Here is a 26,575-nt window from a genome sequence, read left to right as displayed (position 1 = left end):
CTAAGTTTGAATTATTTTGCGATCGGCTAATTTAACAAGTAATTTGTGAATTATATTAATAAGTGAACGTGGTCTAAAAATACCCAATGTCTACCAGAAAACTACTACTAAGATTCGCTAAACCCTATCCAGGTTTGATTATCCTAACAATATTGTTAGGATTTTCTGGAGCTTTATTTAATGGGATTAGCACAGCTTTAATTGTGCCAGTAGTTTTAAAAATTGTGGGACAAGAAGTAGACTTAACTACTGCTCCTCCCATCTTAAAAAGATTGATAACTCCCTTTGACAATACCCCTGAACCTTACCGGATAGGGGTAATGGCTGGGGCGATTATATTCACAATTCTTTTAAAAAACTTAGCTACTTATGCCAGCTCCTTAACATCGAGTTCTTTAACCCGAAAGCTGACATCAGATATGCGCGAAACCGGGTTAAAACTATTACTAGAAATTGATATAGATTATTATGCCAAGACGAAGGTTGGTGATTTAATCAACCGTCTTGGTGGAGAAATTGGTCGGGCTGCAAGTGCTATAGGTAGTACAGTCAAGATAGTTATTGTGGGAATCACAATTTTAGTTTTTGTTGGTTTATTGCTGTCAATTTCTTGGCAGTTGACAATTGCTGCTACGCTTTTGCTGTCGTTGGTGACGTTAGTCAATCAGTATGCCATTTCCCGGTCTAAAAATTTTGGTAAGCAGCTTAGTGAGATGTCTAAAGCATACTCAATCTCTGTACTGGAAACCCTGAACGGAATTAGGCTGGTAAAGGCAACGGGAAATGAAGAAAAAGAATATCAACGGATTAAAAAATTAATTCGCGATCGCGAGTTAGCAGATTTCCAATCTCAGGTTAATTCGGAAGCGATTACACCTCTGAGTGAGGTGATGGGTATTACAGCTTTACTGCTAATTGTTATTTTGAGCAAAACCTTCTTTGCTAACCAGGTTTCTTCTCTTTCTACCGTACTTTTGACATATTTATTAGTGCTGCTGCGAGTGCTGCCATTAATTTCTCAGCTAAATACTATTCGCAGCAACTTTGCCAGTACTGCCGCCAGTGTGGATGTAACCAATGAGTTTTTAAGCTTGCACGATAAGCCATTCATGGGCAAAGGTAAGCTTCCCTACACAAAATTAGATGAGGGAGTATCTTTTAATTCTCTTTGCTTTGCCTACCCTGGTCATGAAAAGTTGGTACTCAAAGATGTGAGTTTATATTTACCGCGTGGCACAACCTTAGCATTGGTAGGCGGTTCTGGTGCTGGTAAATCCACATTGGCAGACCTTTTACCTAGATTCTACGACCCGATCGCTGGCAGTATTACCATTGATGGCACTGATTTGCGGGATTTCGATCTTGTATCCCTGCGAAAGCGGATGGGAATCGTTAGTCAAGATACCTTTCTTTTTAATGACTCGGTGGGGAATAACATTGCCTATGGGCGAACAGAGGCTACTAAGGATGAAATTTTCATCGCAGCCAAGCGGGCAAATGCCTATGAGTTTATTAGCAAATTGCCTCAGGGATTTGACACCTTGATTGGCGATCGCGGCGTGATGTTATCTGGTGGACAAAGGCAAAGATTAGCGATCGCCCGCGCCCTTCTCCAAAATCCCGAAATTTTGATTTTAGATGAAGCCACCAGCGCTTTAGATACCGTTTCCGAACGTTTAGTCCAAGCTGCACTCGATGATTTGAGTCGCGATCGTACCACCCTAGTAATTGCTCACCGCCTTTCCACAGTCCAAAAAGCCAATCAAATAGCTGTGTTAGAGCAAGGACAAGTGGTAGAAGTGGGAACCCATGAAGAACTTTTACAAAAGGGTGGTTACTACTCACGTTTGTACTCAATGCAATTTGCAGAACGTCCTGAAACTGCTGCCAAACACAATCAAAGTTTGCTCCGCATCTCTCACGAAATTCGGACGCAGATGAACTCGATGATTGGATTCCTACGCTTATTACTTGATGATTTAGTGGACGATTCTGAAGAACGGCATGAATTAATTGAAGACTCTTATAAATCAGCCTTGAGAATTCTCAACACCATTGATGTTTTTGGGGATGTGATTAACTTGCAAATCAGCGGGCAAATGCTCTCAATTTCTGACCAAAATCAAAATGTTATCAGTAATCATTATCAAATTTTTAATCAAATCTCCGTTGAGTTTCGGAGTTCTCTGAATCTCATCCTTAGCTCTCTCCGCTCTCTAGCTGATAATTTGACATACACCACAGAAGAACAAAATGGATTAATTACTGAAAGTTATGAATCTGCTATATATTTGCTCGATGATTTAGGCAAGTTTGAGAATAGTATTAATGTTTAAAATTATGAAAAATCCTACTTTAAAAAAACACTACATTTTTTTCATTGGTGAAAAGTTGCCGCAGCCAGAAGCTCACCTAGTACAGTCTACAAATGCAGCTAATGCCGCCGCTAACTTGGGATACTCAACAGTTTTGGTATACCCTGACAAAGGAGCAAAAGCGATTAATCCAGTTAATCTAGCTCGTCCTTTTCAACCGAGACAAACACCAACGGAACTAGTTAAATATTACAACCTCCATGACAAATTAAAAGTTGCTCCCTTACCGATGCCTTGGCCAATTGACCATTTTCGGAGCAAATTTACTGACTCTAACACCATTGCTAGCAAATATTATTTCCCATTTCACATCCTTCCAACGACTAAACTTGTCCACAGCCGCAATTGGAATTTTGTCAAAGCTGCGATCAAAAATGGCGTTCCGGCAATTTACGAACACCATCACCACGAAGACAAGCCATTTGAGCCAGAAATTGTCACAAATCCGCTGTTGCAAATTGCTGTCACCGTTGTAGACACGATCCGCGAAAGTATGATTAAAAATGGGATGCCACCGGAAAAAGTAATTAGTCTGCACAATGGTTTTAATCGCTTATTTATGCAGAGACAACCAGAAAAAGCGGCAGAATGGCGTCAAAAACTATTGCGAGACGAAAGCCAAAAATTGGTAGTTTATGCGGGAGCGTTACAGCAATTTAAAGGTATTGATGTACTAATTGATGTGGCTAATGAAATGCCTAATGTGCAATTTGCCTGTGCAGGCGGTAAGCCAACAGAAGTCGAATATTATCAACAATTGGTAAAAGAAAAACAGATTCATAATATTAAATTTTTGGGCTATGTCTTGCATAATGAGTTAGCATCTTTGCTACAAGCAGCCGATGTTTTAGCTCACCCTCATTGTTCGGGAAAAGCGGCAACTTTCACATCTCCCTTAAAGCTGTTTGACTACTTCGCCTCTGGAACTCCCATTGTCTCGACGGTAATTCCTTCATTAGTTGAGTTTCAAGGTACTAAGTCCATTACTGCTTGGTGTGAGCCAGATAACCCCAGCCAATTTGCCGAAAGTCTGAAGCGAGTTTTAGAAACTCATCCCAGAAAGATAGAAGGTTACCCAGATAGTATCGAATTTGTTAAACAGTTTTCTTGGGAAAATCGAGCGGCAAAAATCCTTAGTTATGTTGATGAATCTCTGCTTCCCCAACTGATTGTGTAAGGAAAAATGAGCGAAATTAGGGAAAATAACTCATGGCAAATAATAACTGACTAATAAATAAAATGACTATTAAAACTGTAGGAATGATTAGCAGCTATCGAGGTTTAGAAACCAGAGCCGATTGGCTATGGCAACAAAGCCCGAATCAATTTGGAGTTTGGGGCAATATGCAAATGCAGGCACTAGAAGCCAAACCAGATTTTCTACTGATGTATCAATTTGATTTTCCCCAAGCATCGCCACAAAAATCTTGGTTAGATAATTTTCGCAACCGGCAGCAAAAATCAGCAGTAAATGTTGATTCTTTACTGCGTGGCGTGAGTAAAGAGCGGATTATTTATTTGCTAAGAGAACCGCCTTTAGATGAAATTGTCGAAATAACTAATCATAATTACCAACAAGCCCAGCAGTATTGCGGCTATATTTCTGGCCCCGATGATTTTGCTCCCACTCCCGACTACATGCCTGCTATTTGGTATCACTCAAATTCATTTCAAGATTTAAATGAAATGCCACCTTCCCAAAAGGTTGCTCCATGTAGTTGGATTACTTCAGGAATTAGCCGTACTGCTAAACATCGCCAGCGGTTAGATTTTTTGCAGTCTCTACAATCTAGTGGGATGAAATTTGATTTGTATGGGCGTAACTTACCAGAATGGGCGAAAAAGTCGGGAGAACTAGGTAACAAATGGTATGGCATGGCACCATACTATTACAATCTAGCAATTGAAAATTATGCTGATAATAATTGGTATGTGAGTGAGAAACTTTGGGATAGTTTACTTGCCTGGTGTCTGCCAATTTATTATGGTGGCCCGGCTGCTGATAAATTATTGCCACCGGGTAGTTTTTTGCGATTACCTAGTTTAGATGAAAAAGGCATTGCCTACATCCAAGAAGTGACAGCTACACCTGATGCTTGGTATGCTGCCAAAGATGCGATCGCAGAAGCACGTCAAATCATCTTACACAAATTAAACCTGCTTAACTGGTTATCAAACTTTGTCGATCGACACTGATAAATTATGAATGGTATTTGTACCCTTGGCAATGATTATGTTTTCGATCAACTGGTGGCTTTGCTCAACAGTATTGATGTTATCTTGGGGCCGGAAACTCCTGTTTGTATCTATCCTTTCGACGATCGGACACAGCGGATTGCTGAGGAAATAGCGAAACGCCCGAATGTATTTCTTTACGACGATCGAGAATCAATCAACCGCTGGGATCAATTTATGCTCTCAGCAGCACCAGAACGATTGGATCGTAGTAAATTCCGATTATATGGCGCTCACCGTCGTTTTTGTGCCTTTGATGGGCCCTTCGATAAGTTTATCTATTTAGATGCAGACACCTTGGTGATGAACTCCTTAGCGACAGTGTTTGAAAAGCTAGATAGTTATGATTTTGTTGTCTACGATTTCCAATTTAAAGATGTTAGTAAAATATACAATGTTAGTTCGCCCAAATTACTAGAAATTTTCGACCAAAAACGTATTGATTCAGAAATATTTTGCTCGGGCTTTTATGGCGCAAAGCGGGGAATATTTAACTCAGAACAAAGAGATTGGCTGATATCGAATTTACAAAACGGTGAAGCAGAAATTCTGTATGACGGTGCTGGCGAACAACCACTGATCAACTATATGGTAATGAGGTCTAATCTTTCTATTTATAACTTTGCTCGCCAATTGCCAGATAATCAAAAAACCGGATGCTCTGCCACATCTAAGCATTTTGAAGAGCGAGAAAATCTTCTTTATGACAAAGGTAATCGACTAACTTACCTTCATTATATTGGGATTCCTCCTAATATCAATCAAGCAGTCTGTGCTGGAGAGAATATTGAGTTTCCTTATCGAGATTTATTTCTCTACTATCGTTACCTGCACGAACCAGAAAAGCGTCCAGTCTTTAAAAATCCTCCTAAAAATTATAATGACGCTCCAACGCCAAATTTATTTACAAGAGCTTTGCGAAAATTTAAGTTAATTAATCAAGGATAATTTATGAGTCGGGGAATTTATATTGTTGCCAATGACCGGGTTATCGATAATGCGATCGCTTTATTAAATAGCATTCGTTACTATGACGCAGAAGTAACCATTTATCTCATACCTTTTAACGAAAATTATCACAAGGTAGCAGAGCAACTTGCTATCTTACACAATGTGCAAATTTTCCCAGATTTAGAACTTATTGAGAAATTTACCAAACGCATCGGAGAAATTTTTGATAGAGATTTCCTCGCCTTACCCAACAAAATGCGTAAACTAGTAGCGTGGTTTGGCCCTTTAGATGAGTTTATTTATATTGATACAGATATTGTCGTTTTTGAAAAAATCGCCGACAATTTAGACAAACTTTCAGAAGTCGATTTCTTCTGTTGTGATTACCATCACGCCAATGACAAGCTGCGAAATATATTTTCCCCATTTGTGAAAGAGCAGCAAATTTTTTCCGAAGCCCAACTCCAAGACGTTTTCAACAGTGGCTTTTGGGCTTCGAGAAAAGGAATTATTACCGAACATCAAATGGATGAAGCTTTGCAGGAATGTGCTGCACATCGCGAATATTTTGATTTTTCTGAAGGAGTTACAGATCAACCAATTTTAAATTATCTTGTGCTCAAGCTAATTGCAAAACGTGGAAATCTCGTCAAAATTCCTGGGGGAGGGCCTGGTAGTTGGGCGGGTTCGCAAAATTTCCAACAGCAAGACTACGCCCTTTATGATCGAGGACAACGACTAAAATATCTCCACTGGGCTGGTACGCGGATGAAAACTGGTAGTCCCTATTGGCAATTGTGGGAACACTATCGCTATCTCCATGAGGGTAAATTCGCCTTCATCCCCAAACTGACTCGCCGTTTCTTTCCCTTTGTTACTGCCCGTACTTAATATTAGGAGTATCCCAATGATTGATGGCATTTACATCTTAGCGAATGATGTTGTCTATGACCAATTAGTTGCGTTGCTCAACAGTATAGAAGCTAATGCTGGTAGGAAAATTCCTGTCTGTATACTTCCATATAATCAGCGCTTAGACAAGGTAAAAGCAGAGATTGCATCTAGAGATAATGTTAATTTGTTTGAAGATTCTGATTCCATAGCTTACTGGGATAACTTTGCCACCCAAATATGGAAAAATTACCCTAGAGCACAAAAAACTTGGCGAGAGTGGGGCTTTCCAGAACTCTATGAGCTACCTATGCACCGCAAATTTTGTGCTGTAGATGGCCCTTTTGATAGATTTATTTATTTTGATGCAGATACTTTGTTAATGGGGCCTATAGATTATGTATATGAAAAATTAGATACCTATGATTGGGTAGTCAATGATTTTCAATATAAGTCAGAATTAAAATTTATTTTTGATGGCTCCCCAGCGCAGATGCAGCAAATTTTCAACTCAGAAAACTTGCAAGATAAAGTATTTTGTGCTGGTTGGTTTGCCACTAAGAAAAATATTTTTTCTCCAGCTATCAGAGCAGACTTACTCAACAAATTAATCGCGGGTGAAGCAGATGCTATGGCTTTTTTAGCACCCGATCAATCTTTATTTAACTACATGGTGTTGAGAAGTGGAATTTCCTATTATAACTTTGCTTTCTATGAGTGCGAACAGGCAACTGGTAACCACTGGAGTTCTCAATTTGATGTGGTAGATAATATTTTATACGACCAAGGACGGCGGCTGACATATCTGCACTATATGAGTATAAGTTCATCAAATTTTACTCAAATTTGCGCTGGTGAAGATGTTAATATTCCCTATCGAGATGTGTTTTTGCATTATAGGTATTTAAAGTCACCAGAACAAAGACCCAAAAGCTTTAGGCGTCAGAGTCCGCTAATGCGTCTGCAAAAGACTACTACAGGTTTTTTCAATCAAAGAATCAGCAATATCAAGCTTAACTATCGTAATTTAAAGGATAGAATTACTAAATGATTAAGCACAATTAGGCTTAAAAGTTGTTTGAGTAGCTTATCTATTGCCCAATTATCGGTAATAAAAATCAAAGTCTTTCAAAGTTAAAATTCTTAAACGCAGTAGATTATATAAATACTTAATAATTTTATCAATTTTAAGTATAGTTCTCTGCCAAATGAAGCGTTTGGGGTATTCTAACTTTGCTTGTTGCTCAAAATATATTGCCATATCTTCCATTTTCGACTCTCCCTTTTTGATTCTGACGAATTCGATTCTATTCTTAAAGAAAGAGATACCCTTCATTTCACTCCATCTAACAGGTAAACCTGCTTTAGCAGCTGCTAAACCTATTGCATTTCCTTCGGAATCATACAGCCCATTTAACTCACAATAAGATGCGATAATTTCCCACTGTTTGAGAAATTCTATTTCTTTTCCAGAGTCTTTTGTAACTGCAAATAAATATTCATAAACAAAGTTAATATTTTCATTTTCTAGTTCTAAATTTAACTTTGAAGCAGCCTTTTTAGCTACTTTAAACTCTTTCAAAAGTTTGGCATTAGAATTGCCAGCTAGAACCTTAGCATACTTTTTCGGCATATTTTCACAGCCCCTTGCCGTTATTCCTGGCATGGAAATCCATTCCGGGTTTTGCGGAACTGGCGCTAATATTCGCATATCTGCATCAATGAATATGCATGAATTAAACAGAGATAAACCCTTGGCTATTGCAAATCTTTTGTCATGGTAAAACTTAACACTTTGTTGTTTATGCTTAAATGCTAAAACGTTAGGTTGTTCGCTAAAGTCGCTAGGACAATCAGTTAAAATAACAAAATAACTATTAGGCGAATATTTTTCGATATCTTTTGCTAATAACAATGCAAGATTACGATAGTTTTCACCACAGGCTAAAGTACAAAAACAAAATACTTTTTTGTCTTGAGTCATAGCTTTTTACACTCCTTCTAAGTAAATAAAAATCTGCATAACAATACAAACAAAGTTGAGTATACTTTGAGTCATAGTTACTATCCCTTTAGCAGAGATAGTGAGGATGCAACTTTCAGTATTTGTACGTAATTTTAACGCAATTAAACCTTAGATTTATGAAGTTTATGTAATAGATAAGTATTCACCACTAGCTAACGATCTCATTTTTAGTAGAAGGTCGTTGCTGGCGGTGACTATTTACGGTAATTTATATGTTGGTGAGGCGTCCTATATCTAAGAAAAGGAATCTAAATCTAAAGATTGCATACCTTCGCGTTCTATAAAGGTCATCATACTTCCGAGCTGCAACCAAACTAGCAAACAAGTAAACAGACTAATTGGTAAACCGACTCCTAAAGCTAAAGAGGAGGGAAAACCAAATATTTCTAAGCCTGAAGACAGAAATAGACAAGTACCGCCAGTTATGCCGATAAATGGCACAAGTAATTGTTTCAGTGAGGAACGCGGTTTCGTATTTTCTGTACGTTCGCTTGGCCATTTCTGCACAATTACTTTCAAAGTGCCAGATAATGCCAAACCAGATGTTAATGCTGTCAGAAAGCCAACAAGTAACAGAAAATAAGGCGGTTGCAGAGGAAAATAGTACATGAAAACTCCTGATTTATATTAAAGATTTTTTACTTTTTGTTTGTTGACTGGTTCCCAGCAAAAGGCGCAAGGAATGTAGCTTTTGGCAGGATAGCAGCTGCGCCTTCCCTGGATAACTCTGTCAAAATGCCGATCGCTACATTTAATAAACGATCCGGTTTTAAGTCATCTTTAACCAGGTTCCACAGGCGTTGGACATCTTCGGTGTGGAGGCGGTCATCTTCGGTGAGAGCAAGCACCAGTTGTCGCCGGAGAAACTTGCCTTCTTCTGACACCAGATATTGGAACCCCATCTGGGCTGTGGGCAATACATCAAAGTTGCTATCGGTACGAGCGATCGCAATCAAATTCTCTAACCGCTGCCACTGAAATTTACCATCTTTGAACAACACATTCAATAATCGTCGCCGTAATGCGGGCGATTCTCCTGTCAGCAACCGCCGTGCTATGTAGGGATAACCCACTTCAACAATTTTGAAATTCGGGTTAAGGCTCAGGGCAATACCTTCTTGGGTAACCAGAGAACGAATAATCAAAGCAAACTTTGCCGGGACTCGGAAAGGATATTCATACATCAGTTCCGAGAATTCATCGGTAATAGTTTTGAAGTTAAAATCCTTGACATTTTTGCCAATAGCATTTCCCAGCACCGCTTCTAATGCTGGCACAATCGGGCAAATATTCGTGTCTGGAGTCAGAAATCCCAATTTTACAAAATCTTCGGCTAAGTCGGTATAGTCTTTATTCACCAAATGCACTAGCGCATCGACTAGCGTTTCTTTGGTGCTTTCTTCCAACTGATCCATCATGCCGAAGTCAATGTAAGCCATACGACCATCGGGCACAGCAAACAAATTGCCGGGATGAGGGTCAGCATGGAAGAAACCATATTCTAAAAGCTGTTGCAATCCTGATGTCACGCCAATTTGGACGATCGCTTCTGGGTCTAAACCTGCTTCGCGGATGCGTTGAGTATCCGTCAGCTTAAAGCCGTCAATCCATTCCAGGGTTAAAACGTGGGTATTGGTATAACGCCAATAAATGCCTGGAACTTTTACTTGCGGGTCGTTGTGGAAGTTGCTAGCAAATTTCTCAGCGTTGCGGCCTTCATTAATATAGTCAATTTCTTCAAATAGCTTCATGCCAAACTCGTCCACAATTAAAGTTAAATCGTGACCGAGATTTAAAGGCAACCAAGGAGCTACCCAACCTGCTGCCCAACGCATTAAATATAGGTCGCGTGTGATTACCGGGTGTAAGTTGGGGCGTTGCACCTTCACTGCGACTTCTTCGCCGCTGATTAGGCGACCACGGTATACTTGACCTAAGCTAGCAGCAGCTACTGGGCTAGGTGATAGCTCGCTAAAGCTTTCATGAATTGGACGGTCTAGTTCCGTTTCGATAATCTGGTAAGCGATCGCATTATCGAAAGGTGGTAACTGGTCTTGTAACTTTATTAGTTCTTCTAAAAAATCTTTGCGTATCAGGTCAGGTCTGGTGGAGAGGGCTTGACCAACTTTAATAAAAGTCGGGCCGAGGCGGGTGAGCAGTTCTCGCAACTGGATAGCTCGTTTACCCTTGTTCTGCTCAACTTTATCTTGCCATTCGTCCCACTTGAGACTGAGTATAAATCCTGCAAAAGACCAGATAATTCTCAGCAGTCGCCCCCACGCTAGCCAGGGACGGTAACTATAGTAGCGAGCGATCGCCTCTGGGTTATAGAGTTTTAGCTGAGTAGGTTGATACTGACCCACGCCTTTATTTGCCTCTTCAACTGAAAAATTTACAATGATTGTTTGTCTCCTGATCCACAAGTTAGTTGCAGTTACAGGATAGCGGTAGTCTTTTATCTAAAACAACTAGAACTTTACCCTTTGAGGATACTGTTCGAGGCGATTTTAGCCTATGTTCCCGCCTGGTATTTATTTATCTTTTTCTTAATTATACTTTATAAAACTACAACTACTTCTCCAACTTTCAGATGGTTTTATCTTTTCTTAACCATTGTTTATAAAAATCTAAATATTTACCTATGTAGGCAAATTTCAATAAAATGCGATAGTTAAGTAACTTTATTTACTAACAATTACATTAAGCAATAGTACTATTACTGTCTTAGCCACCTATTTACCTTTGTCTGAATACTTTTACGATGATTGTCTTCTAAAAGACTCATCCATAATGGAGTTGACAAAACAGCAGCAAAGGTGGCTTAGAACTCAATACGGTTCAGTTAAGGGTAAAACTTTTTGTCAAAGTTATTTTTTAACAAACCGCATACTCCTACGGAGAAGCAAGCTACGCATAGCGTCTCGCAGAGAAGGAAGGACGCGTTCGCGAAGTGTCTCGAAGAGAAGGAAGAAATGCTTAACTGAACTGTATTGGCTTAGAACTCAGAACCTTTGATTAGTTAGGCATACCCTCAAAGTACCGGGCTTTCAGCTACTGCTATAAATTTGGTAAGTGGTAGTGGTTTTGCCACAATTACCAATTACCAATTAGCTACTTTTAATTATCATGTAGTGCTATTTAGATTTAGCCTCCAAGTTTTCTAAACGGCTTCTCAATTCCTGGTTTTGTTGTTTAAGTTGATCGAAATCTTCACGCAATTGACGCAAGGTTTTTTCTGAACCAATATTCTTTTGCACCTTGGAAATTTCTTCTTCAGCATAGCGACGTACACGCCCATCGGCTGTTTGTTCAGCTAGCGATCGCAAAATCCCCACTGCTTTAGGTGTTTCCATTTGTCCTAATGCTGCTGCTACCGACACTTGCGTTAAAAAGAAGGTTTCTTTGGCTAGTTCTGTTAATTTTTCTAAAATCCGTTCCAAATTAACTGGACTTTGACCTACAGAAATCTTTCCTAAAGCGCGAATTGTGGCTAAACGTAGGGGTTGTGGTACACCAAGTTTGGTGTATTCAAGCAGCAGATTTAAAGCTGCTTCCGAGGTTTTGAATTCAGCTAAACCGGCAACTGCACCACTCCGCACGACTTCATTCCAACCCGCCTTTTCTTCTAAAACGGATTTCAACAGCTTTAATACCTTGTCTTCCTTGGGTTTTTCTTCCAAGTTTGCAGATGCGATCGCCCCGATTGCACGAGAAGCTGCTGCTTCCACGTTGTAGCTGGGATCGCCTTTTTGCAACAGCCCTTTCACAACTTTATAGCTTTCAGCCGTTTTGATTTGAGCAAGTGCTTCCACTACAGATCGTCGCACTTGAGCATTTTTATCTTTTAACCCAATAACTAAGCCATCAAAGGCTTGGTCTAAATTAATTTGGGCTAGTTGTTTTGCCACTTCCACACGCACACCCCATAATGGGTCATTTTTAAGTGCCGCAGACAGTGCAATGGTAGCTTCTAACCCACCTTTTTTTGCCAAAGCTTCCGCTGCATAGATGCGCGAAATCGGGTTGGGGTCAAATTCTAACTGTGCTTTTAACTCTGGTAGTGGATACTCCAAAGCTACTGTTTTTAGGTAATTATCCCCGACATCAAAGCTGATAAATTGGGGTTTATTTTCTAGTGGAAAGTAGAAGCTTTGTTCGCGTTCATTCACTCGTACAGTGAAAGTAGTCAGTGTGGAGAATGAAGTGCTGAGTTTGGCAGATGAATCTTGCTGTACATAGCCAAAACCTATGGGTATTTTCAGTTCAAACAAATCCTTACTGCCATTTTTACCTTCAGCAGCTTGGGTTTGAGTTACCGTAATTTTTGCCAAATTAGCATCTCCATCCCAAGAGTAAGCTACTTTAAAATCGGGATGACCACCACGATAAACGTATTGGTCAAAGAGGAACAAAAGATTACGTCCGGTTGCTTTTTCAATCGCCCTGAGTAAGTCAACTGTTTCTACAGTTTTGTGGGCATTATCTTGGACAAATGTTTGAATCGCCTGCCAAAATAATTCATCTCCTAATTGAGTCCGAATCATGTGATAAACACAAGACCCTTTTTCGTAGATGTGGCGATCGTAAAGTTCGATAGCTTCTCGGTAAACATGCGTTACCATCGGTCGGCGGTAGCGGCTGCTATCTTCACTAATGTAACGACGAGCTTCCAATAAACGATAGTAAGCTGCTTCTTGGAGACTATATTCCTGTTCTGTCCACATCACCTCAGAATAGGAAGCCATCCCTTCCTTAATCCAAGCATGAGACCAATGTTTAATCACCACCAAATCACCAAACCACTGGTGCGCGAGTTCGTGGACGACTAAACTTTCGGTATTGCGGTTATCTAAGGCGGCGCGTTCATCCAGCAAGCATCTATCTGTTAACAGAGTTGTGGAAGTGTTTTCCATCCCACCAAAAATGAAGTCATCGACGCAAACCTGGGCATATTTCGGGAAAGCATAGGGATAGCCATACTTTTGGCTCAAAAATTCGATCATCCGAGGAGTTTTGCCCATGCTGCGTTTAGCATCTTCCTCCCGTCCCTTTTCTACGTAGTAGGTAACTGGTTTCCCCTTCCACTCGTCCCGAATTTCAGCGAAATCACCTACTGCCAAAGTCATCAAGTAGGTAGGATGAACTTGTTGCTGTGACCAATGGTAGATTTTGTAATTACCATCTTCTGTGGTGTCGATCAATTCGCCGTTGGAAATCGCCACCAGAGGGTTAGGAACACGAACGCGAATTTCTGAAGTAGACAATTGTCCTGGATAGTCAAAGCAGGGGAACCAAAAGCGAGAGTCTTCGTCTTCTCCCTGAGTCCAAACTTGAGTGGGCTTGTTTGGGTAGTGCTTGTCTGGTTGAATAAAGTAAATACCGCGTTGCGGTTTTGTTACCGAGTAGGTGATCGCAATCAGCAAGCGTTTACCAATCTGAGTCGCCTCAGAAAGTTGGATAGAAAGCTGTTCCCCGTCGTAGTCAAAATTTTGTGGTACTTCGTCCACCTGCACAGACTCGATATTCAGGTTGACAGCATCCAAAGTCAAATGGTCAATGCCATTACAAATTGGCGAGAGGCGAATGCTACAACTGCCCTGATAGCTTTGCTTGGGGATATCCAAGCTAAGATCGAGAAAAATATGTTCTACCTGTCCGGGGCGATCGGGGTTGTAGTGTGGTCTTGCTCCCGGTAACTCAAAAGGTTTGTGCCCGTTATTATCTGTATCAAAATAAGACTTCGACATTGATCCTTACTGACCTTGTAATCCTGAAAAGTCTGGCTTGGCTGGACGTAGTTAAGTAAAATAGCGGTGTCTAAATGTATTTCCCAAATCAATAGGGCATTATGGGGGTGAGGATTCCCCTTTGGGATTGGGGGATTGAAATTAATCTCACCCGAATTTTCAAAGGTCGGTTACCGATCCTTGGACTTTTTTCCATATCCCTCCCGCATCTACTTTTCCTGATGCTTTGCACTTTTTTGTCATTGAGTCAAGAGTCTCTTGCACCTCTATAGATTCTCATTAAGTACAAATACTCCTAATTATTCTTATAACTTTAGGATAGCTTGCTACTGTTGAGCAGGCTATTTTGTTTGAGATGAACAGCATATCATTTGCGGATTTGCTCATTATCCCTTTGAAGTATTTTTGAGAGTAATTTTAGATCGCTAACTTATAGGACTACTAATTTTATCAGTAAATACCGATCGATGAGCGGAAATTATTAATAAATCCGAAAACTCTACAATGACACTTGTAGAAATCTCGGTGACAATTTGAGCAAAAGAGGATAATAAAATGCCTGAAAGTAAATCCAAGTTTCTCATTCCTGCTGTTGGTGCTGCTGTAGTTGTAGCAGGAAGTATAGCCGCTTATACGTATTTTAAAGGTTCATCAGCAGGTAGTTTAGACGCTTTAGGCAGTGCTAAAGTAGTACCTTCAACAGCATTGATGGCAACTTATATTACTACTGACTCTCAAGCCTGGGCAAAGTTACAGCAGTTTGGCACTCCAGAAGCACAAAAGTTAGTGGCAAAAGGTCTGGAAGATTTCAAGAAGCAAATGTTCAGTGACAGTAACGTTTCTTATGAAAAAGACATAAAGCCTTGGGCTGGTAGTGTAATGATTGCTGTATTGCCACCAAATCCTGTTAAACCGGCGCAGTTAAAAGTGCCCTCTGGAGCACCTAATTTACCAACTAATTTACAGCAAGAACCGAATATCCTGATAGTAGTGGGAATTAAGGACAAACTCAGTGCCTTGAATTTTGCTAATAAATTGAAGTCGCAAAAAGGGGTGAAATTCCAAGAATCTGACTATCAAGGTGAAAAAATTATCAAAACTACAGAAAACGGTAAGCCAACATATAGCGCAGTTTTAAATAATAGTCACTTGATATTAGCCCCCGAAAAGCAAGCTGTAGAAAAAGCAATTGACACCTTTAAAGGACAGTCTTCTTTTGCCAGTAAAGAGGGTGCCAGCAGCATTCTCAACAAAGGAGTGGATGTCAAAAACAGCCTCGCCCAAATTTATGTACCAGACTATGCAGGGATGGTACAGCAATTAGCAGCCGGAAGTCCGCAGGCAAAGCAGTTACCCCCACAAACCCTGACGCAACTGAAGCAGATAAAATCTGTGGTAGCGGGTATTGGTGTTGACGATTCGGGAGTGCGGGTAAAAGCGATCGCTAATTTAGATCCGCAATTAAATAAATTTCAGTATCAATCAAGCCCTGGAAATATAGTTGGGCAATTTCCCACTGATACCTTTGCTCTGGTTAGCGGAAATGGTATTAGCCGTAGTTGGGAAGCGCTAGTAGAACAGTCAAAAGATTATCCAGAAATGAAGCAGGCTCTCGAACAAGCGCGAGGACAACTGAAAATTGCCAATTTAGACCTGGATAAGGATATTTTTGGCTGGATGAATGGAGAATTCGCCTTTGGTGCGATTCCATCAAATCAAGGGGTGTTAGCGAGTGTTGGTTTTGGAGGTGCTTTAGTATTTGATACTAGCGATCGCAAAACTGCCGAAGCTACCTTGACAAAATTGGATACCCTTGCCAAAACCCAACAAATCAACGTCGCCAACAGAAATATTGGTGGTAAAGACGTAACTGAATGGCAAATCCCCAAACAAGGAGCTTTATTGGCACATGGTTGGCTAGACCAAGATACTGTATTTATAGCTCTTGGTGGCCCAATTGCTGACGCAGTTAGCGATCGCAAAAATCCATCTCTCGACACTAGCGACGCTTTCAAAGCCGTGACTGGTTCTTTGCAAAAGCCCAACGGTGGTTATTTCTACTTAGATATGGACAAAACTAAAACTGTGCCGCCGATCAATAGTTTTATCTCATCTAACGCCGATATCATCACCATCCTCGGTTCCATTCGTGGTTTTGGTATTACTAGCACTAGCCCTGACAAATCTACTAGTGAATTGGAGATGTTATTAGCTCTCAAGCCGAATACTGCAAAATAGGGTATTCAATGAGAAAATTTTATTGCGTATTCAATTTTTGTTTCCTAAGTATCGAAATCTTACCAATCTTGAATGGATGGCTCTAATGAAGTATAAATTAGAGATCGGTGTGATTCTTTGGGGAGGCGGAATGCGGTTATGCAATTTAATTTGCATCTAGACTGGCCTCCAGCAAGTGTGTCATAAGTAAAAAAGGCTGTTAAATGCAAACTAATTTATGACTGCTGCTGTAAACACTAATCCTGGTTTAGCTTCCCGCCTGGTGAATGGCATACTGGCAATCCAGCCTTTAGCTAACCTAGCCAAGCATCAAGCTAGACAAATGATGATTAAACGTGCTGAGAGAATTGGTGTGCCTTGGATGCAAGAAGTCGAAACACTACAGGCGCGTGATTGGAAGACCGATCTAGCTCAAGTAGAAAATCCTCAGCTTTCCTACCCAGAATACTATTTACGGCCATTCCATGCCTATGAAGGTGGAGACCTCAGTTGGAAAGCGGCTTGGGAGCTAGAAGTTGCTGCTCGTACTGTTCATGCGGGAATTTGGCCAGATGCTGGAGCCGAAGGAGATGCTAAACTGCGCCAAAGTTACCACGATATCCTCAAAGTTCAAATCCCCAATCAACCCCAAGACATTCTAGATTTGGCATGTGGTGTCGGTTTGAGTACTTTTGCAATGCAAGAGATTTATCCCCAAGCCAAAATCACAGGCTTGGACTTATCTCCCTACTTCTTAGCCGTTGCCAATTACCGCGCTGGGCAACGCCAAGCTAAAATTAATTGGCTTCATGCCCAAGCTGAATCTACTGGCCTACCTGATGCCTCGTTTGATTTAGTTTCCATTTTCCTGATGTGCCATGAATTACCCCAATCGGCAACCCGACAGATTTTAGCTGAAATGCGGCGCGTGCTGCGTCCAGGTGGCTACTTGGCAATCATGGATATGAATCCCAAATCTGAAGTTTACAAGAAAATGCCAGCTTACATTTTGACGTTGCTCAAAAGTACTGAACCGTATTTAGATGAATATTTCGCTTTGGATATTGAGCGAACTATTGTTGAAGCGGGTTTCCAAACTCCCACTATTACTAACAATACCCACCGTCACCGCACAGCGATCGCTCAGGTGAGTGGTTGATTTTTCTCTACTGCTTTGGGCAGCGATACCACCGTTGCTGCTGCTAGGCTACTACTATTGTCGAGTGCCATTTGCCCCACCTTTGTTAAAGTTGCTGATGTTCTTTATCATCGGGGCAATATCTGGTCTTTTAGCCCTTAGACTCGAATGGAATTTTGAAACTTTAGCCAACTATTTTGTAGACTGGGATCGGATCGAGCATTGGCTTCCTGGTATAGCCTTGCGGCAGCTTGTGGAAGTAGGCCCAATTGAAGAAGGCTGCAAGTTGGCTGCGGTTATTGTCCCAACCTACTATCTGCAACGCACGTATCGATTACTTCCCTCTACCGTTTTTCTGTTCACCATAGCCGTTGTCCTTGGATTCACTGCCGAAGAGAACTGGATTTACTTTGTTAACGATACAGCATCAATTCTTGACCGTACTATCGGTACCCCAGTCCATGCTATGTTCTCTGCACCTTGGGGATATGCTTTGGGAATTTATATTTCCTCCCACACTCGATTAAATCGAGACAAGAAGTTCATTTTTAGGGCTTGGCTAAATTCTGTAATCTGTCATGCCCTTGTTAATGTCCTATCTAGTGCTGGACGTTACTCAATACCCCTAAGTTTTCTTACTTATGGTTTATTTCCGTTTCTGTTGTGGATGTTTTGGCGACTGGAACAATTATTGCGAAAAGTGCAAGGTGAACCCGCCATTACTCTAATTTCAGGTTACACACGCCATCACCGTTACTGGCAGAGGAGTTTGGTATTATTTGCCCTCGTGCTGGGTGGAAATACTATTTTTGGACTTTTACTCTTAGCTAGGATTCTTAGTCCTTTGAGTCCGTCAAAGCTTTTTGACACTTATATTTTGTGGTTTATATTTAGTCGCTTTTTACTAAATCTTTTTTTTGGAGTTTTAGCCTGGGGCATTTATCGCTATTTGCGACATTCCGCCCGTCGTCGGTATTTTTAAAATATGATTTAAGAAAAGGCTAGGGGGTTTCTATGCAAACAACTCCAGTGCGTTGGACAACTGCTGACCTAGAGCTATTTGCTAGCGATTCTCGTTCCGAGACACTTCGTGAACGCAGAAATCGCTATGAGATTATTGATGGAGAACTATTTGTGACTAAATCACCTAGTTGGGATCATCAATCAAGTTGTGGCAATATTGTTACAGTTCTTAACAATTGGTCAGATGAAACTGGTTTAGGTAAAGCTGCGTAGATGCGGAGCAGCTTGTCGTCAGACATCGCACCTGGAATCATTTTCTCAGATTCTGACAATGTGATCCGTGATGTGGTAAGGGCAAGTCATGAACGGTTAAAACACTTGCTAGATGAGGCTGGACATCTCACGGGCGCACCAGAGTTAGTAGTAGAAGTTTTATCACTCGGCGAAAAAAACGAGAAACGTGACAGGGAAACAAAGCTAAAGCTGTACTCGGTGCAAGGTGTTCAAGAATATTGGATTTGCGATTCTATACAAAAGAAAGTTGAGGTTTATCGACGCGAACAGGCTGCATTAAAGTTAGCAGCTACTTTATTTAGTGAAGATGAGTTAACAAGTCCTTTGCTACCTGGTTTCAACTGCTTAGTTAGTAAACTTTTTTAGCTGGGCATTGGGGAGCCAGTGCGTTGGGCGGCTCTGCCGACTTGAAGCAACTGGCGTCATGGAGATTGTATAAATTCCCTATGTCCTATGCCTAAATTTTCAATTATCTAAACGTTTGCCAATACTGGCTGATTCACGGCAGCGCTGACTGAATCTGATTCTGACTCAGTACAGTAGATTTCGCAGGAGTTATTAGGACTTTCAATCAGTTTTACTTTGTAAAGTTTAGCTCCCAATTCCTCAATAGGCGATCGCAGTAAATTACTAATGTAAAGTGCGATATTCTCCGCAGTGGGCACAACTTCAGCAAAGTAGGGAATGTCTTTGTTTAAAAAGGTGTGATCGAATGGCTCTACCACATAATCTTCTACCACTTGATTCAGAGCACCTAAATCAATAATCATCCCAGTGCGTGGGTCAATTTTCCCTTTGACACTGACTTCTAAATGATAGTTGTGTCCGTGACCGTTGGGACGAGCACATTTACCATAAACAAGCGTGTTTTCTTCGTTACTGAGGTTAGGGTGAGCTAGCCGATGGGCGGCGCTAAAGTGAGTACTGATGGTGAGGTAGGCTTCCATTGCGTTTCCCATATAATCTGCCCAGAGTTCAGGATGTTCAAATAACTGCACGCGGACTAGAGGCAAATGGGGTGCTAACCGCTGCCAGATAATCCGTGCAATATTCTCAGTAGTGGGCAAAGTTTCTTGAAATTCTGTCCACACATCGTTGAGATAAGAGAAGTCCAATTGACTGGTAACTTCCCGTTTAATTACGTATTTCACATCAGACAAGTTCAGTACCATGCCATATTCATCCAATTCCCCAGCTAGAGAGATGAATAAGACATAGTTATGTCCGTGTCCCGGAAATCTAGTACCCGCACCAAATTTCTCAATATTCTCGGCTTCACTCAGTTCTGGCAACCAATAACGATGACTTGCTGAAAACTGGGCGCGGCGATTAACAATGCATTGCATGAGTACACTATGAACAGAATTTAAAATTTCTTAACTTTTCTCTGCTTCCAGCATAAACTAATTCCTAAGTTATGTGTCATTAGTCATTAGTAATTAGTCGTTTGACATCCACCGAATTTGCTCCATACCCAATGCCCAATGCCCCATGCCCCATACCCAAGGATTATGTAACAGACGCTTGCGCCTCACAGTGTAATCTCGTAGCTATGCGGAATAGTTCGTGACCTGTGTGTAAATAACGCTCATCATAATTCAAAGGAAAATAACCTAGTTCATCAAGTCCATCTGCTACTTGATCGAGGCTGTAGTAGAGGTGAGCCGCTGTTCTTGCTAAACTAGGGGGATTCGGTAGGGAACGAAAAGTAATTTGTGCCTGCTTGAGGTCATCTCGACAGGTTTTTAAGTATTCCTGAAATTCATCTAATAACTCATCATCAAAGGGATCGGCAGCTAATTGCTCCATTTGTTCTTCTAAGGAATAAAGAATAGTACAAAGCAAGCGATTTACTGGTTGATAAACTTGGCGTAGCCATTCCTCGACTTGCTCGTCAACATCCCGTCCAGTTTTTCGTGTTGTCTGATAATGCTTTTGCGCTGATGCTGTGCGCTGTTGGCGATCGCTATTTAATTTTTGGGAGTCATCTTGCAGTTGTTGGTCATAATTGCGGCGATTTTGGTTGTCGCCTAAGACCTCATAGGCTGCATTGATGCGGATTATCTGCTCGCGATCGGCAGTTTCCTGATTACTGTCAGGATGAAACAACTTAACCAAGCGGCGATAAGCTTGCTTAATCTCCGCAAGGCTTGCACTTGGACTAACTTTGAGAGTTTCGTAATGGTTAGAAACGTGCTTAGAATTTACCATTAATTCAATTTATTGTTAACTGACGCTAGCGGCTAATCTTGCCTCCAGGTCTTGGAACAACGGCGTACTCAAATACCTCTCACCAAAACTGGGCTGAATCATTACAATTAAACGTCCCTTATTTTCTTGACGTTGGGCAACGCGAATTGCTGCACATAAAGCTGCTCCACTGGAAATGCCAGATAGTAGCCCTTCTTCTTTTGCCAAACGCCGACTATAAGCGATCGCTTCTTCATCACTGACCGTAATCACTTCATCAATCAATTTTATCTTTAATACTTGGGGAATAAACCCAGCACCAATTCCCTGAATTTTGTGTGGCCCTGGTCGTCCCCCAGATAAAACTGGGCTATTGGCTGGTTCAACAGCGATCGCCTTAGAACTGGGCTTGCGTGCTTTAATCACTTCAGCTACACCAGTAATCGTACCACCTGTGCCCACCCCTGCGACGATCGTATCTACTTGTCCATCCGTATCTTCCCAGATTTCAAGGGCAGTGGTTTCCCGATGCACTTTTGCATTGGCGGGATTGCGGAACTGCTGCAACATATAGGTATTTGGTGTAGTATTAACTATTTGTTGCGCTCGCCCAATTGCCCCACTCATACCTTCCATACCTGGTGTTAGTTCCAGTTCTGCTCCATAGGCCCGCAACATTGCTCGTCGCTCCCCGCTCATAGTCTCTGGCATTGTCAAAATTAACCGATAACCCTTAGCTGCTGCTGCCATTGCTAGGGCAATTCCTGTGTTTCCAGAGGTGGGTTCTACCAATACTGTTTTTCCAGGAGTAATCAGCCCCTCTTCTTCGGCGGCGTTAATCATACTCACCCCAATCCGATCTTTGACTGATGCCGATGGGTTCATACTTTCCAGTTTCACCACAATTTCAGCAACACATCCTTCTGTTTGGGGAATGCGGTTCAACTGCACTAGGGGTGTACGACCAACCAGTTCTGTAATGTTACGAGCAATTCGCATAATTTAGTCCTTAGTTATTAGTCAAGAGTCATTTGTCAATAGTCAATAGTCATTGGTGAGTCCAGAATTTCAGAAGGGTTTCCACGCTACTTTCTTCAATTCGGGCATTGCCTTTCGGCAGTTACCCAAAACAGTAGTGGTTCCCTATGAGCGACTGGCTGTCTTCATAGCGTTAGCGACGTTAGGAGCTTCACTCATAAAGATCGAATAACAAATGACAAATGACTCTTGACTAAATGTAGTACATGATATTGAATTGCCGCCGCGAATCTCGTTTTTCACAAAGATCCTGGAGCGTATATTTTTGCAACACTGAATTTGCGGCGCGACTTGCTTCTTGCCAAATTTCTTCTATGACCGAACTGTCTGCCGTTTTGAGATTAACGTTTTCTTCACAAGTCCGCACCTCTAACCCTTCTAGACATTCCAAAATCTCAAAAAGGATTATTTTTCGGGGTTCTCGCGTTAAGAGATAGCCACCTTTTGATCCGCGCTGGCTCTTGACTATACCCCCACGCCTCAAGGTTGCGAGTAGTTGTTCGAGATAGCGATCGGGTATGTTTTGTTGTGCTGCAATTTGTCGAATTTGCAGAGGTTCGCCGCTTTCGTAATGAGCGGCCATCTCTAATAAGGCGAGAATAGCGTATTCCGATTTACACGATAGTTCCACAAGCAGCAATAAGTTAGGGGTTAGGAGTTAGGAGTTAGGATATTACGTGATATGTAACTTTCTACCGCCAACTTCTATTAGAAAAGCTCGCTCATAAAAAGTTGCTCACAGCATAAGTTAGAAGTTCGTCGCTGCTAGGGTAGGCATTGTAATCATTGGTGTCAAGCTCTAAGTTGACAGTAATGCATTGTAATGCCCACCTTACTGTGGTCTATTCATATAAAACCCGCCATAACTCATAACTTCTAATTCACAACTCCTAACTTTTCTAGTATACTCCGGTTACCTACTGGAGTTTATTTGCTACTACTATCAACAACAAAAAACCCCGCCTGATGGCGGGGAGAAATAGAGTTCAAAGTTGTCAGTGGATAATCAACACTCTAGAAGGTGAAAGTTGTTCTGAGCGTACCGATAATCGCATCGTCGTTATCGCTGTTTTGACCAGGAGAAGTCAACCAGATTACGCCAGGGGTAACAGAGATGTTATCCGACACACGATACTTGTAGAAACCTTCAAAGTGATAGGGTATATCATTACCAGCAGCTACACCAACTCGGTTAAAGGCATAGGGTTCTGCACCAGCAAAAACACCTAAAACGTTACCTTTTTTACCAAAATCAGGTAAGGCCACGCCAACACCATAGCTCCAAGCTTCATAATCATCACCTGCGCCGAAGCCGGTGACATCATGGTAAGAGACGAAGCCACTAACTGACAGCTTATCGCTGGGTCTAAACGCAGCCGACACACCATAGGAATTAGTTGAAGATGCACTTGTAGTACTCAGAGCGTTAGCTTGTCCAGTACCTACTAAAGTCTCTCCAAAAGTTGCATCTGAGGTGGAACCTGAGTTGAACAACAAACCACCTGCGGCATTATAACCGTGAACATAGGTAGCAGCTAAAGCCAAGCGATCGCCAACACTAAAGTTCAACTGTCCAAGAGCTGCATAGTTCCCGTTGGTCAGACCTGAACTAAGACTAGTAATACCAGGATCGTTAGCTTGTGATGCCAAGTAACCCGCAGTGATTGAGCTATTTCCCAGGATACCGCCACTTTTACCAAGAGGCAGGTTGAGCGCTATACCGGCACCGCCACCAATCCGATAGATGGGACTTTCAGAAGCAAAGGTAGATAAAGCGCCGTTACCGCCATCAGTATTGTCGAAAAAGTAAGGGTTATTGACGGCTGCATAATGGCTGTGTCGTCCACCACTAGCTGCGAGGTAAACTTGGGCTGGGCCTATAGGAGCTTCATAGGTCAAACGATCTATTTTCACACTGTTGTTACCAGTGCTACCGACTTCAAACGTTTGTGTACCTTCAGCAGTATTGATAGCACCAGCGTCACCCACTAGTGAAAAGGCATTTGCATTACCTGCTGCTAGACGTGTGTGCAAAACGTCTCTACCAGTGAAGCTGGTTTGCAAGTCTAAACGTACTCTATCTTGGAAGACGGTATTGTTAGCGTCCCCAGTGTTACCACCAAATGCATCACTAACGGCAAAAATGGCTTCACCAACCAGTTTTGTGGTTGTGGAGAACTGATTAGCTTCCAATTCAGCAGTCCGCGCTTCTAAGGAATCTACGCGACCGCGTAGAGTTGCCAATTCTGCGGAAAATTCTTCTTGCAACCGCTGCAAAGTAGCTAAATCTTGTTTGGTCACCAAGTCAGCTGTTGCTGTGGCAATCAATTCGTTAACCCGATCCAAACAGGCATTCAAACCCGCAGCAAATTCATAACGGGTCAAAGCACGGTTACCGCGATAAGTAGCATTTGGGTAACCTGCAATACAACCATAGCGCTCAACTAAGGACTGCAATGCTTGGAATGCCCAGTCAGTGGGTTGTACATCGGAAAATTGAGAAACCGATGTAACTTGAGACTGAGAGTTATTTTGGTTGCCTTCGTTGCTGTAGCGGTTAACTTGATCTATCGTTGTTTGAGCCAATATTTCTGGCTGTTGGGAAACTTCCGCTACACCCGGTTGTTTTGCTGCTGATACTTCAGTGGTTGTGCTTGGAGCCGCAATTGCTGTTGTTGAAACTAACAATGTTGCTCCCAAAACTGCTGGGCTAACTACCAAGGATTTCCACAATAAATTAGACATCTTCACTTTACTCCTCACACCTTGTTTAGATAATTGTGTTCGTGCACCTAAATATCAAAAATGCGACATCTCATTGAAACCTGTGGATGAGGCATAGTTGCCACTACTACAATTCTAGTTTTTGCAAAGCTAATAAACGATTAACTTAGGGTTAAAAACTTATGTGATTAACTTATGCAAAAACATATCTTTATATCATAACATTATAAAACATCCGATCTAGATGGCAATATCCCAGCGATCGCCTTAATAACTGTCACACATCGTTATCTAAATATCTAGGCAAAGAGTAGCGTTTAGCTCATTCGCTCCATACTTGGCTAAATTGCTCAAACCTTTAGACACTTAGCAGCTTGTCATCAAAAATAACTTCTTGCACTTAGCCTTAATATAACCCCACGCCACTTAGAACACACTGACTCGGCTATGCGAACATAGGCAAAGCCTTGCCTCATATCTGAGTAAGCAAAAATAAATCAAACTATGTTACGCAATGTAAATTTAATTATTCACATTTACCAACTTAGTCCGTGTCGCAGTGACTTACAGTCGCCTGGTGCAAGATGTCAGAAGAAATCACTTAGTTAATTTGGGAAATCGCCTGCGCTACATCAAAGTCAGCCTGTGTCAGCCCGCCTGCATCATGTGTTGTAAGTGTAATTTTTACTTTGTTGTAGGAAATTTCTATATCTGGATGATGTCCTGCTGACTCAGCAGGCTCCACTAGCTTATTGACAAACTCAATTGCTTGGATAAAATCCTTGAATGTGCGGGTAATCTTTAAGTTGGAACCTTCAACAGTCCAACCTGAGAGAAACTTTGCACTTTCTTCAATTTCAGCCTGAGTGAGTAGTTGCGCCATATCAAAAAATTCCTATTTGTATTATTTGAGTCAGGTTATGTATTTCATCAAATAAAATCCCTTTTTTCTCCAGAGAGAAAGGATGGGAGGATAATCTAGAGCACAATGAGTGTGTATATATTTAAATTCAGAGTGATTAAATAGCGGCTATTGCTCATATCTGGCCACACGCCAAGCTTTGATGCAAGATATTTTTATTTTTAATAAAAATTAAATCCCTTGGCTTTGCCGCCGCAGGCATCGCCATCTAAGTTTTCAAAAGCAACCATTGATAAAACAAAAGTTACCCATAAAAAACTATCCGCTCTGAATTAGATCGGACGATCTAACTCAGAGCGGTCTAGCGGGTCTTCAGGTTGCAACCAGACTGCCGGAAGGAACTCCGAGCTTGCCTAGCTAATTGAGCTAACTTAGTATCTCAAGGATAACTAAGGCTAACTTTTAGAGAACAGCCCCGGCACGCAGCCGGCTAACTGCAACCTGATGACCCATGCATTTACTACTTTCTATCATGGGCATCACCTCCTTATTGCCTAAGCGGTCTTAGTTTTAAAAGGGCAGAGTATTTACTCTGGGTTTATAACCTTCATCTAACATAACACAAATTTAAAGATATTAACCATATACAGAAAAAAATCTCCCACTAAAAGGTAGGAGATCGCTGGAGAATGAAGAAGATTGACACTTTCTTGCCTTTTACAAGCAAATTATTTCATCTGGCGGGTGTCAATTACCGCCAAGCACAACCTAATTCAGGCTATGCATAGTCGGCTTTTAATATTAGAGAGCGTTACCGCGAGGTAGAACTTCCTCAGGGAATACAAATTGTTCGTGGGGTTGATCTTGAGGAGCCATCCAAGCGCGGATACCCTCGTTCAGCAAAATGTTTTTGGTATAGAAGGT

At 41.5% G+C, this 26,575-nt stretch carries 19 protein-coding genes and 2 pseudogenes; 10 read left to right on the top strand and 11 right to left on the bottom strand.

The window, feature by feature from the left end; translation table 11 throughout:
* The first annotated feature begins 86 nt into the window (after positions 1-86).
* The 6 genes from V7L01_RS16035 to V7L01_RS16010 all read left to right on the top strand — a co-directional run bounded on the left by V7L01_RS16035 (position 87) and on the right by V7L01_RS16010 (position 7,503).
* Positions 87-2,336, top strand: a complete 2,250-nt coding sequence (locus V7L01_RS16035) for an ATP-binding cassette domain-containing protein (RefSeq protein WP_335036332.1) — start codon at positions 87-89, stop codon at positions 2,334-2,336.
* Positions 2,337-2,340: 4 nt separating this feature from the next.
* Positions 2,341-3,552 (top strand): glycosyltransferase, encoded by a 1,212-nt coding sequence (locus V7L01_RS16030; protein ID WP_335036330.1) that lies wholly within the window; start codon positions 2,341-2,343, stop codon positions 3,550-3,552.
* Positions 3,553-3,614: 62 nt separating this feature from the next.
* Positions 3,615-4,571, top strand: coding sequence for a glycosyltransferase family 10 domain-containing protein (locus tag V7L01_RS16025; protein WP_335036328.1), 957 nt, complete (start codon positions 3,615-3,617; stop codon positions 4,569-4,571).
* Between the two features lie 6 nt (positions 4,572-4,577).
* Entirely contained in the window at positions 4,578-5,558 is a 981-nt protein-coding gene (locus tag V7L01_RS16020) for an Npun_R2821/Npun_R2822 family protein (protein WP_335036326.1), read from the top strand.
* Positions 5,559-5,561: 3 nt separating this feature from the next.
* Complete coding sequence (locus tag V7L01_RS16015) at positions 5,562-6,452, top strand: Npun_R2821/Npun_R2822 family protein (RefSeq protein WP_335036324.1); 891 nt, start codon at positions 5,562-5,564, stop codon at positions 6,450-6,452.
* A gap of 16 nt (positions 6,453-6,468) precedes the next feature.
* On the top strand, positions 6,469-7,503 hold the full coding sequence (locus tag V7L01_RS16010) for an Npun_R2821/Npun_R2822 family protein (protein ID WP_335036322.1): 1,035 nt from the start codon (positions 6,469-6,471) through the stop codon (positions 7,501-7,503).
* A 51-nt stretch (positions 7,504-7,554) separates the two neighbouring features.
* Here V7L01_RS16010 and V7L01_RS16005 read toward each other — a convergent pair whose 3' ends face one another.
* The 4 genes from V7L01_RS16005 to V7L01_RS15990 all read right to left on the bottom strand — a co-directional run bounded on the left by V7L01_RS16005 (position 7,555) and on the right by V7L01_RS15990 (position 14,225).
* The gene (locus V7L01_RS16005) at positions 7,555-8,436 is read right to left on the bottom strand and encodes a hypothetical protein (protein WP_335036320.1); all 882 of its coding nucleotides are present in this window, start codon (positions 8,434-8,436) and stop codon (positions 7,555-7,557) included.
* A 276-nt stretch (positions 8,437-8,712) separates the two neighbouring features.
* Entirely contained in the window at positions 8,713-9,087 is a 375-nt protein-coding gene (locus V7L01_RS16000) for a hypothetical protein (RefSeq protein ID WP_292822832.1), read from the bottom strand.
* A gap of 29 nt (positions 9,088-9,116) precedes the next feature.
* Positions 9,117-10,841 carry an ABC1 kinase family protein gene (locus tag V7L01_RS15995; protein ID WP_335036318.1) on the bottom strand — a complete coding sequence of 575 codons (1,725 nt, stop codon included), beginning with the start codon at positions 10,839-10,841 and terminating at the stop codon, positions 9,117-9,119.
* Between the two features lie 771 nt (positions 10,842-11,612).
* Entirely contained in the window at positions 11,613-14,225 is a 2,613-nt protein-coding gene (locus tag V7L01_RS15990; protein WP_335036316.1) for a M1 family metallopeptidase, read from the bottom strand.
* A 555-nt stretch (positions 14,226-14,780) separates the two neighbouring features.
* Here V7L01_RS15990 and V7L01_RS15985 point away from each other — a divergent pair.
* The 4 genes and pseudogenes from V7L01_RS15985 to V7L01_RS15970 all read left to right on the top strand — a co-directional run bounded on the left by V7L01_RS15985 (position 14,781) and on the right by V7L01_RS15970 (position 19,203).
* On the top strand, positions 14,781-16,463 hold the full coding sequence (locus V7L01_RS15985; RefSeq protein WP_335036314.1) for a DUF3352 domain-containing protein: 1,683 nt from the start codon (positions 14,781-14,783) through the stop codon (positions 16,461-16,463).
* 217 nt (positions 16,464-16,680) lie between these two features.
* The gene (locus V7L01_RS15980) at positions 16,681-17,601 is read left to right on the top strand and encodes a class I SAM-dependent methyltransferase (protein WP_335036311.1); all 921 of its coding nucleotides are present in this window, start codon (positions 16,681-16,683) and stop codon (positions 17,599-17,601) included.
* The gene (locus tag V7L01_RS15975; protein ID WP_335036309.1) at positions 17,594-18,562 is read left to right on the top strand and encodes a PrsW family intramembrane metalloprotease; all 969 of its coding nucleotides are present in this window, start codon (positions 17,594-17,596) and stop codon (positions 18,560-18,562) included. The genes V7L01_RS15980 and V7L01_RS15975 overlap by 8 nt, the downstream gene beginning before the upstream one ends.
* A gap of 32 nt (positions 18,563-18,594) precedes the next feature.
* Positions 18,595-19,203, top strand: a pseudogene (locus V7L01_RS15970) (Uma2 family endonuclease).
* A gap of 107 nt (positions 19,204-19,310) precedes the next feature.
* Here V7L01_RS15970 and V7L01_RS15965 read toward each other — a convergent pair.
* The 7 genes and pseudogenes from V7L01_RS15965 to V7L01_RS15935 all read right to left on the bottom strand — a co-directional run.
* A complete protein-coding gene (locus V7L01_RS15965) occupies positions 19,311-20,183 on the bottom strand; it encodes a 6-carboxytetrahydropterin synthase (protein WP_335036307.1) in 873 nt (290 codons plus the stop codon).
* A 163-nt stretch (positions 20,184-20,346) separates the two neighbouring features.
* Positions 20,347-21,048: a J domain-containing protein gene (locus V7L01_RS15960; RefSeq protein ID WP_335036305.1), complete on the bottom strand. Its 702-nt coding sequence runs from the start codon at positions 21,046-21,048 to the stop codon at positions 20,347-20,349.
* Positions 21,049-21,063: 15 nt separating this feature from the next.
* Positions 21,064-22,026, bottom strand: coding sequence for a cysteine synthase A (cysK, locus tag V7L01_RS15955; protein WP_335036303.1), 963 nt, complete (start codon positions 22,024-22,026; stop codon positions 21,064-21,066).
* Positions 22,027-22,258: 232 nt separating this feature from the next.
* Positions 22,259-22,696 (bottom strand): RrF2 family transcriptional regulator, encoded by a 438-nt coding sequence (locus tag V7L01_RS15950; protein WP_335036301.1) that lies wholly within the window; start codon positions 22,694-22,696, stop codon positions 22,259-22,261.
* A 383-nt stretch (positions 22,697-23,079) separates the two neighbouring features.
* Complete coding sequence (locus V7L01_RS15945; RefSeq protein WP_335036299.1) at positions 23,080-24,810, bottom strand: iron uptake porin; 1,731 nt, start codon at positions 24,808-24,810, stop codon at positions 23,080-23,082.
* A gap of 580 nt (positions 24,811-25,390) precedes the next feature.
* The gene (locus V7L01_RS15940) at positions 25,391-25,672 is read right to left on the bottom strand and encodes a 4a-hydroxytetrahydrobiopterin dehydratase (protein WP_335036297.1); all 282 of its coding nucleotides are present in this window, start codon (positions 25,670-25,672) and stop codon (positions 25,391-25,393) included.
* Positions 25,673-26,452: 780 nt separating this feature from the next.
* A pseudogene (locus V7L01_RS15935) lies at positions 26,453-26,575 on the bottom strand (photosystem II D2 protein (photosystem q(a) protein)); the annotation flags it as partial.

It is taken from the genome of Nostoc sp., from assembly GCF_036917095.1.
Classification (GTDB): domain Bacteria; phylum Cyanobacteriota; class Cyanobacteriia; order Cyanobacteriales; family Nostocaceae; genus Nostoc.
This window is presented reverse-complemented; position numbering and strand designations above follow the sequence as displayed.